This is a genomic window from Luteipulveratus mongoliensis, assembly GCF_001190945.1.
Lineage (GTDB): Bacteria > Actinomycetota > Actinomycetes > Actinomycetales > Dermatophilaceae > Luteipulveratus > Luteipulveratus mongoliensis.
In genome coordinates this window covers 1,218,355-1,233,754 of record NZ_CP011112.1, presented here as the reverse complement: position 1 = coordinate 1,233,754, position 15,400 = coordinate 1,218,355, and the positions used below count along the sequence as shown (strand labels likewise).

The 15,400-nt window shown below is 68.1% G+C and carries 14 protein-coding genes; all 14 read right to left on the bottom strand.

Going from position 1 to position 15,400, the window contains the following annotated elements; genetic code table 11:
* Positions 1-2: 2 nt before the first annotated feature.
* Positions 3-896, bottom strand: coding sequence for an alpha/beta hydrolase (locus VV02_RS05790; protein ID WP_052590404.1), 894 nt, complete (start codon positions 894-896; stop codon positions 3-5).
* Entirely contained in the window at positions 896-1,846 is a 951-nt protein-coding gene (locus VV02_RS05785; RefSeq protein ID WP_052590403.1) for an aromatase/cyclase, read from the bottom strand. The genes VV02_RS05790 and VV02_RS05785 overlap by 1 nt, the downstream gene beginning before the upstream one ends.
* A 14-nt stretch (positions 1,847-1,860) precedes the next feature.
* Positions 1,861-2,664: an SDR family NAD(P)-dependent oxidoreductase gene (locus VV02_RS05780; protein WP_052590402.1), complete on the bottom strand. Its 804-nt coding sequence runs from the start codon at positions 2,662-2,664 to the stop codon at positions 1,861-1,863.
* Positions 2,661-2,927 carry an acyl carrier protein gene (locus VV02_RS05775; protein ID WP_052590401.1) on the bottom strand — a complete coding sequence of 89 codons (267 nt, stop codon included), beginning with the start codon at positions 2,925-2,927 and terminating at the stop codon, positions 2,661-2,663. Before VV02_RS05775 ends, VV02_RS05780 begins: the two co-directional genes overlap by 4 nt.
* Positions 2,928-2,959: 32 nt before the next feature.
* Positions 2,960-4,162, bottom strand: coding sequence for a ketosynthase chain-length factor (locus VV02_RS05770; protein WP_052590400.1), 1,203 nt, complete (start codon positions 4,160-4,162; stop codon positions 2,960-2,962).
* Positions 4,155-5,432: a beta-ketoacyl-[acyl-carrier-protein] synthase family protein gene (locus VV02_RS05765; protein WP_052596581.1), complete on the bottom strand. Its 1,278-nt coding sequence runs from the start codon at positions 5,430-5,432 to the stop codon at positions 4,155-4,157. The genes VV02_RS05770 and VV02_RS05765 overlap by 8 nt, the downstream gene beginning before the upstream one ends.
* On the bottom strand, positions 5,429-6,052 hold the full coding sequence (locus VV02_RS26310; RefSeq protein WP_157063284.1) for a TcmI family type II polyketide cyclase: 624 nt from the start codon (positions 6,050-6,052) through the stop codon (positions 5,429-5,431). The genes VV02_RS05765 and VV02_RS26310 overlap by 4 nt, the downstream gene beginning before the upstream one ends.
* A 31-nt stretch (positions 6,053-6,083) precedes the next feature.
* A complete protein-coding gene (locus tag VV02_RS05755) occupies positions 6,084-7,628 on the bottom strand; it encodes a biotin carboxylase N-terminal domain-containing protein (RefSeq protein WP_281177333.1) in 1,545 nt (514 codons plus the stop codon).
* A 196-nt stretch (positions 7,629-7,824) separates the two neighbouring features.
* Positions 7,825-8,652, bottom strand: a complete 828-nt coding sequence (locus VV02_RS05750) for a response regulator transcription factor (protein WP_083449947.1) — start codon at positions 8,650-8,652, stop codon at positions 7,825-7,827.
* A 146-nt stretch (positions 8,653-8,798) separates the two neighbouring features.
* A complete protein-coding gene (locus tag VV02_RS05745; protein WP_083449946.1) occupies positions 8,799-10,424 on the bottom strand; it encodes a DHA2 family efflux MFS transporter permease subunit in 1,626 nt (541 codons plus the stop codon).
* An 87-nt stretch (positions 10,425-10,511) separates the two neighbouring features.
* Positions 10,512-11,435 carry an SAM-dependent methyltransferase gene (locus VV02_RS05740; protein ID WP_052590397.1) on the bottom strand — a complete coding sequence of 308 codons (924 nt, stop codon included), beginning with the start codon at positions 11,433-11,435 and terminating at the stop codon, positions 10,512-10,514.
* Positions 11,436-11,516: 81 nt separating this feature from the next.
* On the bottom strand, positions 11,517-12,740 hold the full coding sequence (locus VV02_RS05735) for a cytochrome P450 (protein WP_083449945.1): 1,224 nt from the start codon (positions 12,738-12,740) through the stop codon (positions 11,517-11,519).
* 254 nt (positions 12,741-12,994) lie between these two features.
* Positions 12,995-13,729, bottom strand: coding sequence for a TetR/AcrR family transcriptional regulator C-terminal domain-containing protein (locus VV02_RS05730; RefSeq protein WP_052590396.1), 735 nt, complete (start codon positions 13,727-13,729; stop codon positions 12,995-12,997).
* Between the two features lie 131 nt (positions 13,730-13,860).
* A complete protein-coding gene (locus VV02_RS05725) occupies positions 13,861-15,318 on the bottom strand; it encodes a DHA2 family efflux MFS transporter permease subunit (protein WP_052590395.1) in 1,458 nt (485 codons plus the stop codon).
* Positions 15,319-15,400: the final 82 nt, after the last annotated feature.

Sequence of the window (15,400 nt, the reverse complement as noted above, 5' to 3'; positions counted from 1 at the left end):
CCCTAAGGTCGCGTGCGGTGGAGCTGACGGGCGAGCAGGCAGCGCTCGAAGAAGGCCACGGCAGCCAGGTGGTAGGACCTGGCGGCCAGGCCCAGGCTGAGGTTGTGGCCGGCGTACGGCTGGGTCGAGATCTCCACCGACGGCGCGCGGACGAACGCCCGCTCGATCGCCGCCAGCTCGTCGGAATCGGAGCGCCACCACGGCTCGCGCTCCGCGAACGTCATCCGAACCGGCACTCGCACCTGCGCGGCGACGCGCTCGAAGGCGTACGGCCAGTCCTGCGCCTGTGCGACCTCGCCGGCATCGAAGTCCGACGTGGCTCCCCGCATCGCGGTGAAGGTGCCTTCGGGGTAGTACGAGGGCGGGCCCCAGCCCAGGCGGGACATCCGACGCCCGTCCAGGTGCTGCAGCGTGCCACCGCGGTAGTGGAACCCGCAGCCCGAGATGTCGAGCCCGACCAGATCGGCGTCGCCCTGGTACGCGAGCGTCACCGCGACCTTGCCGCCGAAGGAGTGTCCGAGCAGACAGACGCCGGCGCCGATGTCCGCGCGCTCCCGGTAGGCACTGATCGCCTGGCCCAACGCGTGGGCCTGACCCTCGATACTGCGATCCACGAACTGCCCACCGGAGGTTGCACCGTGGCCCGGTCGATCGATCGCGAGCGCGGCGAACCCGAGCCGCGGGGCGAGACCGAGCAGCGATGCCTCCGCCGCGGATGGGGCGTCGAAGTAGCGCGCGTCCATACCCGCTCCGTGGATCGCCACGATCAAACCGCGCAGCGGCTGGTCGACCGGTTCGGCGACCACGCCGGACAGCGTCGCCTCACCGGCGTCCAGGCGGACCGGTCGGGGGTACCGGTCGGCCCGCCTGGGCAGCGTCGCAGGAATGGCGGTCATCAGCTGGCCTCGGCGACCTGGGCCTGCTCGAGCGACTGCTTGGCCAGTCCCAGAGTGGCAAGACTGTTGGCACTCAACGCCTTTCGTACGGCGGCGGTCGCGTCCGCGAGCGTGGCATCCGGTCCGAGGACGCTCGCGATCTGGTCCTGGCGTACGACCACCGTGTGCTGTGAGGTCACCGCGACGCCGTCGCCCTGTGCCCGGAAGCTCCAGCGGCCGGTGTGCACCGCCATCAGAGCCGGGAGCGTGACCTGTTTGTAGACGATGTCGCCAGAGTCCAGGACCACGCGGTACGACCGGGTCGTGTGCGCACTGCCGTCCGGTGACCGCGTGTCCATCTCGAGGTCCTGCACACCGTGGCCGAGCTCGGCGAACCTGACCCGCGTCACATGGGGCAGCCGCTCCTGCCACCGCTCGGCCCGGTCGATGAACGCGAAAGCCTCCGACGGGTCCCCGTCCATCTCGACGGTGTCCTCGAACGACACGGTCGCGAGCCCCTGCGCCTCGGCGCCGGCCTCGAGACTCTCCTTGAGGGAGGCCAGCTCGGCACGGGAGTTCTCGTCGACCACACGGTCCAGCCAGGCCTGGTCGCTCGGCTGCTCCGCGGCGTACGCGTGCAGCAGCCGGACGGTCGAGCCTTCGGCGGTCGGCTCGACGATCCAGGTGCCGGCCATCGAGGCCACCGGCGACTGGCTGCGCTCCTGACGGAACTCGATCCGTCGGCCCGCGGGGTCCAGGTCGCGAATGGACGCCCACGCCTTGACCCCGTCGCCGGCGCGCGCCCAGATGCGGATGCGCTCCAGCGAGTCGTCGACCTCGACCTGCTCTGCGTGGATGGTGGGCGGGAAGGTTCGCGGCCACTGGCTGACGTCGGCGAGCGTCGCGTAGACCTCGTCCGCATCGGCGGACACGTCGATGGTGTGCTCCACCTCGGTGAGCTGTCCTTGCATGATCGCTCCGTCTCCTAGAAGTTGCCGAGCCCGCCGCAGACGTTGAGCGCCTGGGCAGTGATGGCATCGGCCGTCGTTGAGGTGAGGTAGCCGACGAGACCGGCGACCTCGTCGGGGGTGGTGTAGCGACCGAGCGGGATCTTCGCCTCGAACTTGCGCAGCACCTCATCCTCAGAGATGCCCCACGCCCGGGCGTAGTTGCCGCGCACCGTCTGCGCCATCGGTGTCTCGACATATCCGGGGCACACCGCGTTGACGGTGATCCCCGTCGGCGCCAGCTCGTTGCCGAGTGCCTTCGTGAAGCCCACGACGCCGTGCTTGGAGGCGGAGTACGGCGCACCGAGCACGACTCCCTGCTTGCCGGCCGTCGAGGCGATGTTGATGATCCGACCCCAGGACAGGTGGCGCATTCCGCCCTCGTTCAGGGCAGCGTGCGTCATCCGGAAGACGCCGTTGAGGTTGGTGTCCAGGACGGAGTCCCAGGTCTGCTCGGTCAGGTCGGCGGTGACGCCACCGCCGCTGATGCCCGCGTTGTTGACCAGGACGTCGACCGGTCCGAACTCGTGCACGGCGCGGCTGACGAACTCCCGAACCGCGTCGGTGCTGGTGACGTCGACGGTCGCGCCGCGGACCACTCCGCCGCCCTCGGCGGTGAGCTTGGCCGCGGTGTCCTGCACGTCATCCGCGGAGCGCGCCCCGATGAAGACCTGCATGCCCTGTCCTGCGAGAAGCTGCGCGCAGGCCAGCCCAATTCCCTTGGTACCGCCCGTAATAACCGCGACGTGACCGCGGTCGGCCGCGGCCTCGGACCCGCTCATGGCGCTGCTGCGACAGCCGGCTGCGCAGCGTTGACGACGTCGAGGAAGTCGCGCGGCGTCAGCTCCTCGGATGCACTCGACTCATCGAGGGTGACGCCGTACTCACGCTCAACACGACCGACGGTCTCCAGGAGCGCGAGCGAGTCGTAGCCCAGCTCGCTCAACGGGGTGTCCAGGACGTCGGTCGTGAGCTCGACACCCTCCTCGAGGCCGGCCCCCTCGTTGAGCACCCGGACGAGATCTTCGAACGCAAAAGTAGCCATGACATGCCTTTCAGGTGGTGGGTGAATCAGGGTCACGCAGCGGTCAGGACGACCGCTGAGTTGAAGCCGCCGGCGCCTCGCGCGAGCACCATCGCGGTGCGCAGCGAGGTCGTACGGGAGCGCTCCGTCACCAGGTCCAGGACGTGGTCGTCCGGAGTGGTGACGTTGATGGTCGGCGGGATCTCGCCGTGCCGCAGGGCCAGGGACGCCCAGGCGACGTCGACCGCCGATCCGCCGGAGTGGAGACGACCGGTCATCGTCTTGGGGACGGTCACCGGCACCTGGCGCGCGCCGAAGATCTTGGTGATCGCCTCCGCCTCGCTCGTGTCCAGCGACGTCTGACCCGCGCCGTCGGCGAAGACGACATCGACGTCCTCGGCCTGCAGCCCGGCGTCCTGCAGGGCGAGCGTCGCGGCCGAGATCAGCCCCGACGGGTTGTCAGGCTCGGGGTCGAACGTCGACGCGTGCCCTGCGAGGACGGCGTACGGCCGGTGTCCTCGCTCGACTGCGGCCGAGGCCGGCTCGAGCACGAACATCGCCCCGCCCTCACCGGGGACCTGGCCGGTCGCGCGGCTGTCGAACGGGAGGTACGCCGCCCGTGGGTCCTCGCTGCGGGTCACCCGGCCGCTGGCGAAGAGGCCGGCGACACCCCATGAGCACAGTGAGGAGTCGATGGCACCGGCCAGGACGGCCTTGGCTCCGCGGCGTACATTGCGCCTGGCCTGGGCGAGCGCGTCCAGGGCCCCGGACTCGTCGGTGACGACGACACCGCTCGGCCCCTTCAGGCCGTGCCGGATCGACAGCTGGCCGGTGTTGACCGCATAGAACCAGGCGAACGACTGGTACGCGCTGACGTACTCACTCCCCTTGCTCCACAGCTCCTGCAGCTCCTTCTGGCCGAACGCGAAACCGCCCGTGAAGTTGGCGGTCACAACGCCCATGTCGAACTCGTCCATCGCGGTGAGGTCGACGGCCGCGTCCTCCAGCGCGAGCTGTCCTGCCGCCAGCGCGATCCGGGTCGAACGATCGGTCTGCGGGACGAGCCGTCGCCCCACGAACCTGGCCTCGTCGAAGTCCTCGATCTCGCCCGCGAGCCGACACGGGTAGTCCGTCGCGTCGAACTGGGTGATCGGGCCGATGCCGCCGCGGCCTTCCAGCGAGGCGGTCCAGAACCCCTCACCCCAACCGTGCGGTGCGACCGCTCCGACTCCTGTGATGACGATCGGCTCAGACATGACTGACCTCCGGGGTGCGGCTCAGGACCATCGCGCTCTGGAAGCCGCCGAAGCCGCTTCCGACGGTGAGCGCGTGATCGACGTTGTGCTCGCGGGCTTCGTTCGGGACGTAGTCCAGGTCGCACTTCGGGTCGCGCTCGTGCAGGTTGGCCGTCGGCGGGACCACCGAGTTCTGCATCGCGAGCAGGCAGGCACCGATCTCGATCGCGCCGATGGCACCGAGCGAGTGGCCGACCATCGACTTGATCGAGCTCACGGGCACGTCGTACGCGTGGTGCCCAAGGCTGTCCTTGAACGCACCCGTCTCGTGGATGTCGTTCTGCTTGGTGCCCGAGCCGTGCGCGTTGATGTAGCCGATGGACGTGCCCGGCAGCCGCGCCTCATCGAGCGCGCTGGTGATCGCGTCCGACATCTCTTTGCCGTCCGGCCGCAGACCGGTCATGTGATACGCGTTGCACCGCGAGGCGTAGCCGGCAACCTCTCCGTAGATCGTGGCGTCCCGCCGCAGTGCGTGCTCCAGTTCCTCCAGCACGAAGAACGCCGCACCCTCACCGAGGACGAACCCACTGCGCCTCGCATCGAACGGTCGGGACGCCGTCGCCGGATCCTCGTCGTACGGCGTGGTCGCCCGGATGGCGTCGAAGCAGGCCATCGTGATCGGCGAGATGGGCGCGTCTGCGCCGCCCGCGATCATGACGTCGGCGCTGCCCTCCTGGATCAGGCCCGCCGCGTGACCGATCGCGTCGATCCCCGAGGTGCATCCGGTCGAGACGACCGTGCACGGTCCGCGTGCGCCGACCTTCATGGCGACCTCACGGGCGTACGACGTCGGAACGAAGTGGTTGTAGAAGTACTTGCCCGTCAACGACGGGTCGACGACCGACTGGCGACCGTCGTCGCTCACGACGCGGTAGTCCTCCTCGAAGTCCATGGTGGCCGCGACGGCGGTGCCGATCGTGACGCCCATCCGGGACGGTGCGATGTCCTCGGGCTCCAGGCCGGCATGCTGCGCGGCGGAGCGGGAGGCGACGACAGCCATCTGCGCGGCACGTCCCATGCGGGCGATCTCACGCGAGGTGAGACCGAAGTCGCGGGCGTCGAAGTCGGCCTCGGCCGCGACTTTGGACCGGAATGGTGCCGGGTCGAAGAAGGAGATCTTGCGGGTAGCCGTTCGACCGGCGGTCATCATGTCCCAGAAGCTGTCTCGGCCGAGACCGCCCGGCGCGAGGACTTCCAGTCCGGTCACGACGACTCGGCGTCGCGCGCTCATGACTGCTCCCACGCGTAGGACCGGACCGCGATGTGATCCTCGTGCGCGACACAGGTGTCGTCGTACGGCGGAACGATGGGCGTGAGGTCCGCACAGATCTTCACGAAGCGCGGGTCGGCATCGCGCCAGGCCTCGTCGATGACGGCCAGGCCGTCCGAGTCCGGGAAGTCCTGGATGTGCAGGTAGACCCCGTCGAAGGCGAACAGCTCACGTCGCCGCGTGCCCATCCGGGCAGGAAAGTCCGTGGCGTCGAGATCGGCGAACAGGCCCGCGACGCGATCGGCGTACCGCGGCTCCATCCGGTTGACCACGATGGCCGACAGCAGCCCCTGCCCGACACCGTCCGCGCTGAGCCACGAGTAGAACGGCTTCGGCCGGAAAGTCTCGTGCGGGACACCCTGCGTAGTCAGCGCCTGCTCCATCAGCCGGTGCGCGCCGGCGCTCGCGTCGGGCTCGCCCTGAGCCAGGAGGAGAACCAGGTCCTTGTAAGAGAACAGCTCGATCCGGGTCACACCTCGATCCCACGTCTCGGCCGCGTACTCCTTTTTCAAGAATTCAACAACATGGCTTTGCGCAGCCTCACCCTCAGCGAGACGTACGACGGTCACATCCACACCCATTTGGATCGCTCCCTCACAATCGATGGAATTCTCAGGCGTCGCCGACAATGACGCAGACTGCTGCGTCGCGGCCTATCTGATCTCCCTCGGAGATATGCACCTGCTGAATCAGTCCGTGGCGATGGGCAGCAATGTGCTGCTCCATCTCCATGGCCTCGATGACGGCGATCAGATCACCGGCGACGACACGGTCCCCCTCCTTGACCGCGACCTGCCTGACCGTGCCGTGCATGGGCGAGGCCAAGGCTTGGCTCGATGTGATGCGCGGCCCTCGACGCTCGCGCGTCCGCCTCAGGGATCGGCCGCCGGGACCCCGGCCACAGGGCACGGTGACCTCGACCCGGCGCCCCCCGATCTCCAGGACCAACGTCTCGCGCGCGGGCAGCAGGGCATCCTGGGACACCGCTTCTGTCTGCGGTCGCAGACCCAATGAGTCGAGGTGCTCCTCGAGCCATGCCGTGCCGACAGGCGCCGACGCATCGCGGAGCCAGGGCCCGTCCAGCACAGCCTGGTGAAAGGCGATGAGGGTCGGCAGACCGTCGAGGATCAGCTGACCGACGGCCCGTCGAGCGCGCTCGAGCATCTGCTTCCGGTCATTCCCGCGCACGACCAGCCCGGCGAGCAGCGGGTCCGTCCCGGGCTCGACCTGCGAGCCGGCCTGGACACCGAGGTCCAGCCGGACGCCCGGCCCGAGCGAGGGCACGACACGAGTGACGGCGCCGGCCTCGGCACCGAAACCGGACACCGCGTCACGGGCGTCAATGCGCAGGTGGAGGGCGTGCCCGACCGGCGTCGGATCGTCGTCACCCAGTAGCTCACCCCTGGCCAGTCGCAGCTGCTCACGGACGAGATCGAGGCCGGTCACTTCCTCGGTGACCTGATGCTCGACCGGCACACCAGCGGTGACGCCCAGGAGCGAGATGGAGTCCTGGTCGACCTCGAACGAGCAGGTCGCCGCGCCCACATATCCGGCATCGCGCAGGACCGCCACGGCAGTGCGGCGGAGCAGACCTTCCTGCGCGGCCGAGAGCCCTCGGGCGGGTGCCTCGGCGATCAGCGTTTGCGCAGGGGTACGCAGCGAGGCGTCACGGGTGGACACCGTCACGACCCGCTGCGCACGGTCGACCAGGCACGGGACCTCGATCCGTCGAGCCGTGGATCGTTCGCCCCGCGCTCCGTCGCGAGAGGCCATGCCGACACCGCACTCCGCGGCTCGGGCACGCAACCGGTCCAGGTCGTTCAACCTCTCGAGCGCCTTCGGCGAGGGTCCGATCCAGGTCAGGCCGGCCCGTGTCACAACACCGGCAAAACCGGCGTCCTGGCCGAACGCGCCGCCGCCCGGATGAATCGCGTCCGCACCGGCTCGAGTGGCGGCCGCGAGGATCTGGTCGCCGTCGAGGTAACCCTCGGCAGACGTCGCACCGGACAGCTCGTACGCCTCATTCGCGCTTTGTGAATGCACGGAAAACAGGTCTGATCCGGCATATACCGCGACGCTCTCAATGCCCTCGTCCCGGCACGCCTGAATAACACGAGCGGCCATCACGCCACGATCAGCAATCAGGATTTTACGCATCATCATCACCTCCCCAAGATCGTTTCTTTGCGACCCCCGTCGCCTGCAACAAATGTGGCCGCCAAGCCATAGAGAAGCAATAGTTTGAATGTCAGGTCTTTGTTAAATCCGCCGAGCTTCAGATCAGATTCGAGCCAGGTCCAGGCAAGGACGAGGTATGCCGGATCGGCGGAGTGGGCGCAGCGCGCCCAAGAGCTCAGATGTGGGCTCGTGGTGCGGCGGGTACCCGCCGGAGGTCCGCGCCCGCGGGAGCCCCCAGGACCCGCGTGCTCGCTGGCTCGGACGGATGCGCGGCCGAGGCGTCCAGCCTGAATCCCACGCCACGGACGGTGACGATGGCCCCCGGGCAGCCGAGCTTGGAACGCAGGCTGGACATGTGTGTGTCGATCGTCCGCTGGGACCAGGTACGGCCCCAGACTCGCTCCGCAATGAGATCGCGACTGACCACGGTCGGACTCGCCTCGGCCAGCAGCACGAGCAGATCGAACTCCTTGCGGGTCAGATCGACGCGCTGCTGGCCGACAACGACCTCGCGGCGGCTCACCCTGATCTCGATGTCACCCCGGCGCACCGTCGAGTCCGAGGACGGCTCCCGCTCCATCCGCCGCCGGATCGCCGCGAGTCGAGCGACCAGCTCACGCAGCCCGTACGGCTTCGCGACGCAGTCGTCTGCCCCCGCGTTGAGACTCAGGATGCAGTTCAGCTCGCTCGGCTCGGGCAGCACCATCACGATCACGGCGTCGCTGGATCGCCGCAGCTCACGGCACACCGCGAGCCCGTCCAGATCGGGCAGGTCCTGACACATCAGGACCGCGTCCCAGGCCTGCGTGCTCGCCAGAGCCTGCAGCCCGGTCGAGACCGCCTCGACGTGGAAGCCCTGCCGATGCAGCTCCACGACGAGGCGCTCGGCCTCGCGATCGTCCGGCTCGATAACGAGCAGGCGCTCGCCGGGTTCGGTGCTGGGTATCGAGGGACCAGCGCGCTCGTCACCAGTGGGCCCAGGATGCGGGTTTCGCCTGTTCATGCCTTCCTCCGTCAGCGTGGTGGGGCCTGGGTGGTCGGGTCACAGCGCGCGCTGATCGGAGCTGTGCGCTGTTGGTCGTCGTACCTCGTCGGGTTGCGGTCGGCGTACGACGTTGAGCGCCTGCGCAGGAACGGTCGGGCTGAGCGCTACCGGCCTCGAGCCGGTGCTGGTTGCGGTGACGTGGTCTCGACGCTCACGGCGGCCGGCTTCGGGCCACCGGGGCCGGGGCCGCGCCGCGTCGGGTTCTTGAGCAAGAAGAAGACGAGGAGGCTGCCTGCGGCCAACGTGCACGCCGGAAAGAGCGTGAGGTTGGCCATCGTGGCGCAGGCAACCGTGCGGACGAACTCGTTCGCCTGGCCCCCGGCTCCCGTGAGCTGGTCGAAGGAGATCGGACCGGGTGACTGCCCCGGCGGCAGCTCATCGCGATGCTCGATCACCTGGTCACGCAGCTGGATCGTCATGAGGCTCGCCACCGCGGCGGAGCCCAGCGTGGACCCCAGCTGCCGCGCGGTGTTGAACAACCCGGACGCCGCTCCCATGTGCCGCGGTCCCGCGCTCTGCATGGCCGCGACACCCAGCGGGCTCATCATCAGGACGCTGCCGGCGCCCATCATGATCGCCTGGGCGAGCAGGGCCGCCAGAGGCATGTCCGGCGTCATCAGGAAGTAGCGCACGAGCAGGGCCACGCTGAAGATCGTCAGACCTGTGAACGCCGGCCACTTCGGCCCGTACCGGTCGACGATCTTGCCGACCTGTGGCGCGAGCGGTACGGACACCAAGGCCGACGGCAGCGTCATCAACGCGGCCTCGGTCGGCGTCATACCGCGGCCGGCCTGGAAGTACAGCGTGCCTGGGAACGTCGCGGCCGTCAGCGAGAAGCCGGCGATGACGATGGCCAGATTGGCGACCGAGAAGGTCCGGGACCGGAAGATGCCGAGAGGTACGAGTGGCTCTTCCTTGCGCAGGGCCTCCCAGATCACGAAGAGGATCGCGGACACCACTCCCAGACCCAGGACCTCGTACACCGTGACGGACAGCCCGGTTTGCAGGCCGAGGACGCCGAGGTCGTCGGTGATGGTGCCCCAGTCGTAGCCAGCGCCGTTCTCCAGCGAGAAGACGAGGCAGAAGACGGCCAGACCGCTCAGCAGAACGCCGCCGAGGTCCAGCTTGTGGCGGTCACCGGCCATGACGGGCACGAAACGGTGCGCGGTGTAGATGCCGATGATCCCGAACGGGATGTTGATGAAGAAAATCGAGCGCCAGCCGAGCGTGTCCACGAGGAATCCGCCCGTGACCGGCCCCAGCAGCATCGCGACGCCCGAGACCATGCCCCAGTACGACATCGCTCGCCCACGCTGATCCTTGGGGAAGAGCTTGCCGACGGTGGCCATGGACTGCGGCGAGATGAGCGCGGCGCCGATGCCCTGCAGCGCCCGGAACGCGATCAGCTGACCGATGGAGGCCGAGACCCCGCACAGCAGCGAGGAGATCGTGAAGATCACCATGCCGACCATGTAGACCCGCTTCGGGCCGTACTGGTCGCCGAGACGTCCAGCGACCAGCAGTGGTACGGCGAAGGCCAGCAGGTACGCACTGGTCACCCAGGTCGTACTGCTGATGTCGCCCTGCAGATCTGCCGACAGCTTCGGCATCGCGACGACCACGATCGTGGTGTCGAGCATGATCATGAAGAAGCCGAACATCATGGCTGCGAGCGCGCGCCACGGTCGGTCGACCGGGGGACTTCCTGAGGTAGAGGTAGATGTCGTCATGACGTACTCCCATCTGATACATCGTATTTGTCAATACACTGTATCGCAGAGCGGTGCGAGGCCACGCCTCGAGCGAGGACGGAGACGTCAGGCGCGCGTTGCGGTGGCGATCGGAAGCACGCCGGCCTCGCTGTAGGACACCTCGTCGACCCGCAGCCCGGCCTCCTGCAGCTGCGCGCGCAGCTCGTCCTCGCTGGTGAAGTTCATGTATTTGGCGCCGCCCAGAATGTCGCCGAAGATCGCAAGGTCCTGGCGCAGATCGGCCTCGCCCATCCCGAACTTGGCCCACACCTCGGCGCCGCTCGCGTCCAGCCACGGCAGCGGCGGCGGAGCCGGGATGAAGCTGATCAGCAGGCGGCCACCCGGTCGCAGCGCCCGGCCGAATCCGCGGTACAGCTGGACGAGCCGCTCGCGCTCGGGCTCGTACATGTTCAGGCCGTTGCTCACCAGCAGGTCGACATCACCGTCGAGACCCAGCGTCCAGGCATCACGCAGCAGGAACTGGCACCGGTCGACGAGGCCACGGCGGATCGCCTCGGCCTCGGCCAGCCGGACCGACTCGGGGTCGATGTCGACACCGATCAGCCGTACGCCGTCCACCCCTGAGTAGTCCTGCTGCAGCAGGTCCCCCATCAGTCCGCATGGGACGGAGGCGAAGACGGCGTCGTCGCGGACATACTTCGCGACCTCGACCTTGAACCGACCGAACCGCTCACGGATCCCCGGCAGCAGGGAAGACGTCAGTAGCCACTTCTCCAGCGAGGACTCCACCGCGTCGCCGTCCGCGTAGCCGAAGACGTACGACGTCCAGTAGCCGTTGAGCCCCTTGTTGCGCAGCAGGAAACGGCCGAACTCGAAGTCCTGCAGCTGCTCCAGGAGCTCCAGCTCCTGGTCGAGGGGAAGGAGAAGGTGGTCGGCAGCGCGGAGGCGCTCAGCGATCAGCGCGACCTCGGCGCTGACCTCCTCTCGACTGACTCGGCTGCTCGTGTCGTGGGAGATGGTGGTGGACATACGAAACTCCTTGGGAGAGATGACGATCGGTGGATGACGGTTCGCGCGCCCTTCGGACGGCGTAGACAGGTGGCGTGTCGGCTACCAGGAGACGGGCAGGCTGCGCAGGCCGAAGATGAGGCCGTCGTACTTGAAGGGCAGCTCTTCGGCCGGTGACTCCAGGCGAAGAGTCGGGACCCGCTTGAACAACGTGTCGTAGATGACCGCGAGCTCGGTACGCGCGAGATTCATCCCGATGCACTGATGGGCGCCGAAGCCCTGCGCGACGTGCTGACGCGCGTCGCGCTGCAGGTCGAGCGCGCCAGGGTCAGGGAAGACGCTGGGATCGTGGTTGGCCGCGATGTTGGACGCGATCACGCCGTCGCCGGCCTTGATCTGAACACCGCGAATCTCCACGTCCTCCAACGCAACTCGAGCCATGCCGATCTCCACCACGGAGAAGTAACGCAACAGCTCATCGATCGCCGCAGGCGTCTTGGACGGGTCGTCGAGGATGACGCGCAGCTGGTCCGGATGCGACAGCAGCCCGACCACCCCGAGCGAGATCATCTCGGCGGTCGACTCGTGCCCGGCAAGGAGCATCAGCTGGGCGAGGCTGGCCAGCCCCGGACGATCGATCTCACCCTGTTCGGCGCGCTGCCGAGCAATCTCTCGGCTCAGGATGTCCTCACCGGGTTCGCGCTCCTTCAGCTCGACCAGCGCATCCATGTTGCTGCGCATCCCACGAGCGATCCCGTCGCGCTCCTGCGCAGTCGTCTCGCGGTTCAGGAACTGAGCGGCGAGCTCGTAAAACGTCGTCAGGTGCGCAGGGGTGACACCCATGAGCTCGGCGATGATCCGCGACGGCACCACCGATGACAGGTGTGCGACCAGATCGACCGGCGGCCCCTGCTCGAGCATGCCGTCGATGGCCTCGTCGACGATCTGCTGGATGCGGGGCCTGAACGCAGCGATCGCCCGCATCGAGAACTGGCTGATCAGAGGCTTGCGTACGGCCGAGTGCTCCTCGCCATCCATCGAGATGAGGAACTTCGCGAAGTGGTCGAACGCCTGCTTGCCACCGCCAGACATCGCCGGGAAGCCCGGGTCAGCCCGGTCGGAGCTGAAGCGCGGATCGATCATCAGCCGGCGCACGTCGTCGTGTCGGGTCAGGATCCAGGCACTGCGGCCGTCGGACATCGTGACCGTGCTGATCGGCTCGCCGTCGCGCAGCTGCTCGTAGACGTCGGGCACCGCAAAGGGGCAGGTGCGTCCGATCGGAAACGCAGGGACATCGGTGCTGGTCGTACTCGTGCGGTGTTCCATGAAGCCTCCATCACGGGTTGAGCAAGGACGGGAGGGATGGCTTTCGAAGCGCGAGACAAGGTCCGACAGGTACAGCCGAGAGAGTCGCGAGCCCTGAGACGGCGTACGGCGCCTCCCACGCCGTACGCCGTTCAGCCCGCTACGGCCTCTCGTGAAGTACACCGTATTTCCCGGGACGCGCGTAGGGCACAAAAAGACGGAGACTGTGACCGAGGCCACAGTCTCCGTCGGCGCGTCGTCACGACACGCCGCGATCAGCCCTTCAGCCGACCCTCCACGCCGTCGAGCATCCACTCCAGCCCGAGGTTGAACTTGGCCTCGAAGTCGCGCGACTCCGTGCGCGCGACGACCTGGCCGACGGTCGGGTACCGACCCGTTGCCAACGCCTGGGCGATGTACGCACCGGACGCGGCCTGCCACTGCTGCTTGTCCATGCCGCTGGAGCGCTCTGCTCGGCGCTCGGCGATCTCGCTGCGCACCACGCCGATCACATAGGCGTTGACCGCGTCCCGGACCTGGACCGTGAGCGCAACATCGCTCAGCTCCGGGGCTGCGATGAGCGCGGCGAGCGAGGCCTCCAGGTAGTCCAGCGCCATGGGGCCCAGGTGCGGTCGGCCACCCAGCAGGTCGGCGAACCACTCGTGCTCCACGGCGGTGGCACGCAGGCCCTGGGCCAGGAAACGCAGCGTCTCGCGCCACCCTGCCGAGGCGCCCGACTCCGGGCGCGGGAGCTGCCCGTACATCTCGTCCGCCATCAGGTCGAGCAGCTCCTCCTTGGTGGCGAGGTACCCGTACAGGCGCATCGGACCGGCGTTGAGGTCGGCCGCGACCTTGCGCAAGGACACCGCCTCCAGCCCGTCCGCCTCCGCGAGCCGGATCGCGGACTGCACGATGCGGTCCCGACTCAGCGGGCTCGGCGCCGGACGCGTCGGGGGTTCGGGACGCTCCCACACCAGCTTGGGCTCGCCTGTACCTCGGCCAGTGACCATCGATCCAACCTCTCGTCCGCGCCGCGCGGAATCACTCGTATTGGTCGATACAGCGTCTCACGACCACCCGACGGCCCGCGGCCCAACACCCGCCCTCGATCAGTGCTCGCCCTCCCGAGGCAGCGACCGCCTCACTGGGCGACCCCCTCCCCTCCACTTCCCCCACTTCCCCCGCGGGCGGTCCTGGGCAGGGCGAACACCAGCCCGAACGTGATCACGAACAGGACCGCGGAGGCCGCGATCACGAGCCCGGTCGTGTCGACGAAGCCGTGCGCCGGCAGCCGCTGGAAGAACAACGTGCCGAGCGCCGCCACACCGATTGCGCCGAAGAACTGCTGCACCGCGTTGAGCAGCCCTGAGCCCGTGCCCACCTGACGGTCGTCGAGGTCGCCCAGGACGAAGCCGAACAGCGGGACGAAGACCTGACCCAGACCGAAGCCGATCACCAGCGTGGCGGGCACCAGCTGCCAGGACGTCAGGTCAGCACCGAAGTGCTCGACCGTCCACCACAGGCCGACCATGCCGGCCGTCGCGATCGCCAGGCCGAGGTGCAGGCTGGCGCGCCCGAGCCGTTCGGCAAGGTAGACGCCGCCTGCGACGGCGCCGAGCGACGTACCCAGCGCCCATGGCACGAGGGTGAGACCCGCATGCAGGGGCGAGAAGTGCAGGCCGCCCTGCAGGTGCAGGTTGAAGGCGAGCATGAAGCCGGTCATGGCCGAGAAGAACGCAGCGAGCACGCACAGACCGACCACGAAGCCTCGGTTGGCGAACAGCGACGGCTCGATGACCGGGTGGCGGCTGCGTCGCTCGCTGATCGCGAAAGCCCCGAAGAGGACGAGCGAGCCGGCGATCAGCGCGTATGCCCACCAGGGCCAGCCGGCCTCGCGACCCTGCACAAGCGGATAGATGAGCATCGTGGAAGCGACGGTGAGCAGTGCCATGCCACCGATGTCGAGTCGAGCGCCAGGCTGACGTTCGATCCGCGGCAGGGCTCGAGCAGCCATGACGAACGCGGCGATGCCGATCGGCACGTTGATGAAGAAGATCGAACGCCATTGAGAACCAAAGAGATTCGCGTCGAGCAGGAAGCCGGCGAGAATAGGACCGAGCACGGCGGACAGGCCCATGATCGGACCGAACGGGACGAATGCCTTGGCCAGCTCCTCCGGTGGGAACGCGGCCTTCACGAGCGCGAGGCCCTGCGGGATCATCACCGCGCCGAACAGGCCCTGCAGCGCGCGGAGGGCGATCAACCAACCTGCGCCGGGGGCGAGGGCGCAGGCGAGCGACACGACGGTGAATCCGGCCATGCCGATGAGGAACAGCTCACGCCGTCCGAGCACGTCTCCGATGCGCGCCGACGTCACGAGGCCGATCGCGAAGGTCATGGTGTAGGCCGCGAGCAGCCACTGCGCCGACGAGCCGCTGATGTGCAGGTCGGTCTGGATGGACGGGATCGCGAGGTTGAGGACGGTGGCGTCGACAAGGTCCATGACGTCGGCGACGAGGATGACGGCAAGGACGAGCCAGCGGTAGCGGTGGGCGGAGCGAGGCGGTGAGGCCTCCGACTCTGCGGTCATGGTGGTCATCAGGGCTCCCGAGGAGAAGTTGAGAACGAACAATGTTCGTTGAAGGTGAACGAACACTGTTCTACAAACGAACGGCGTTCGT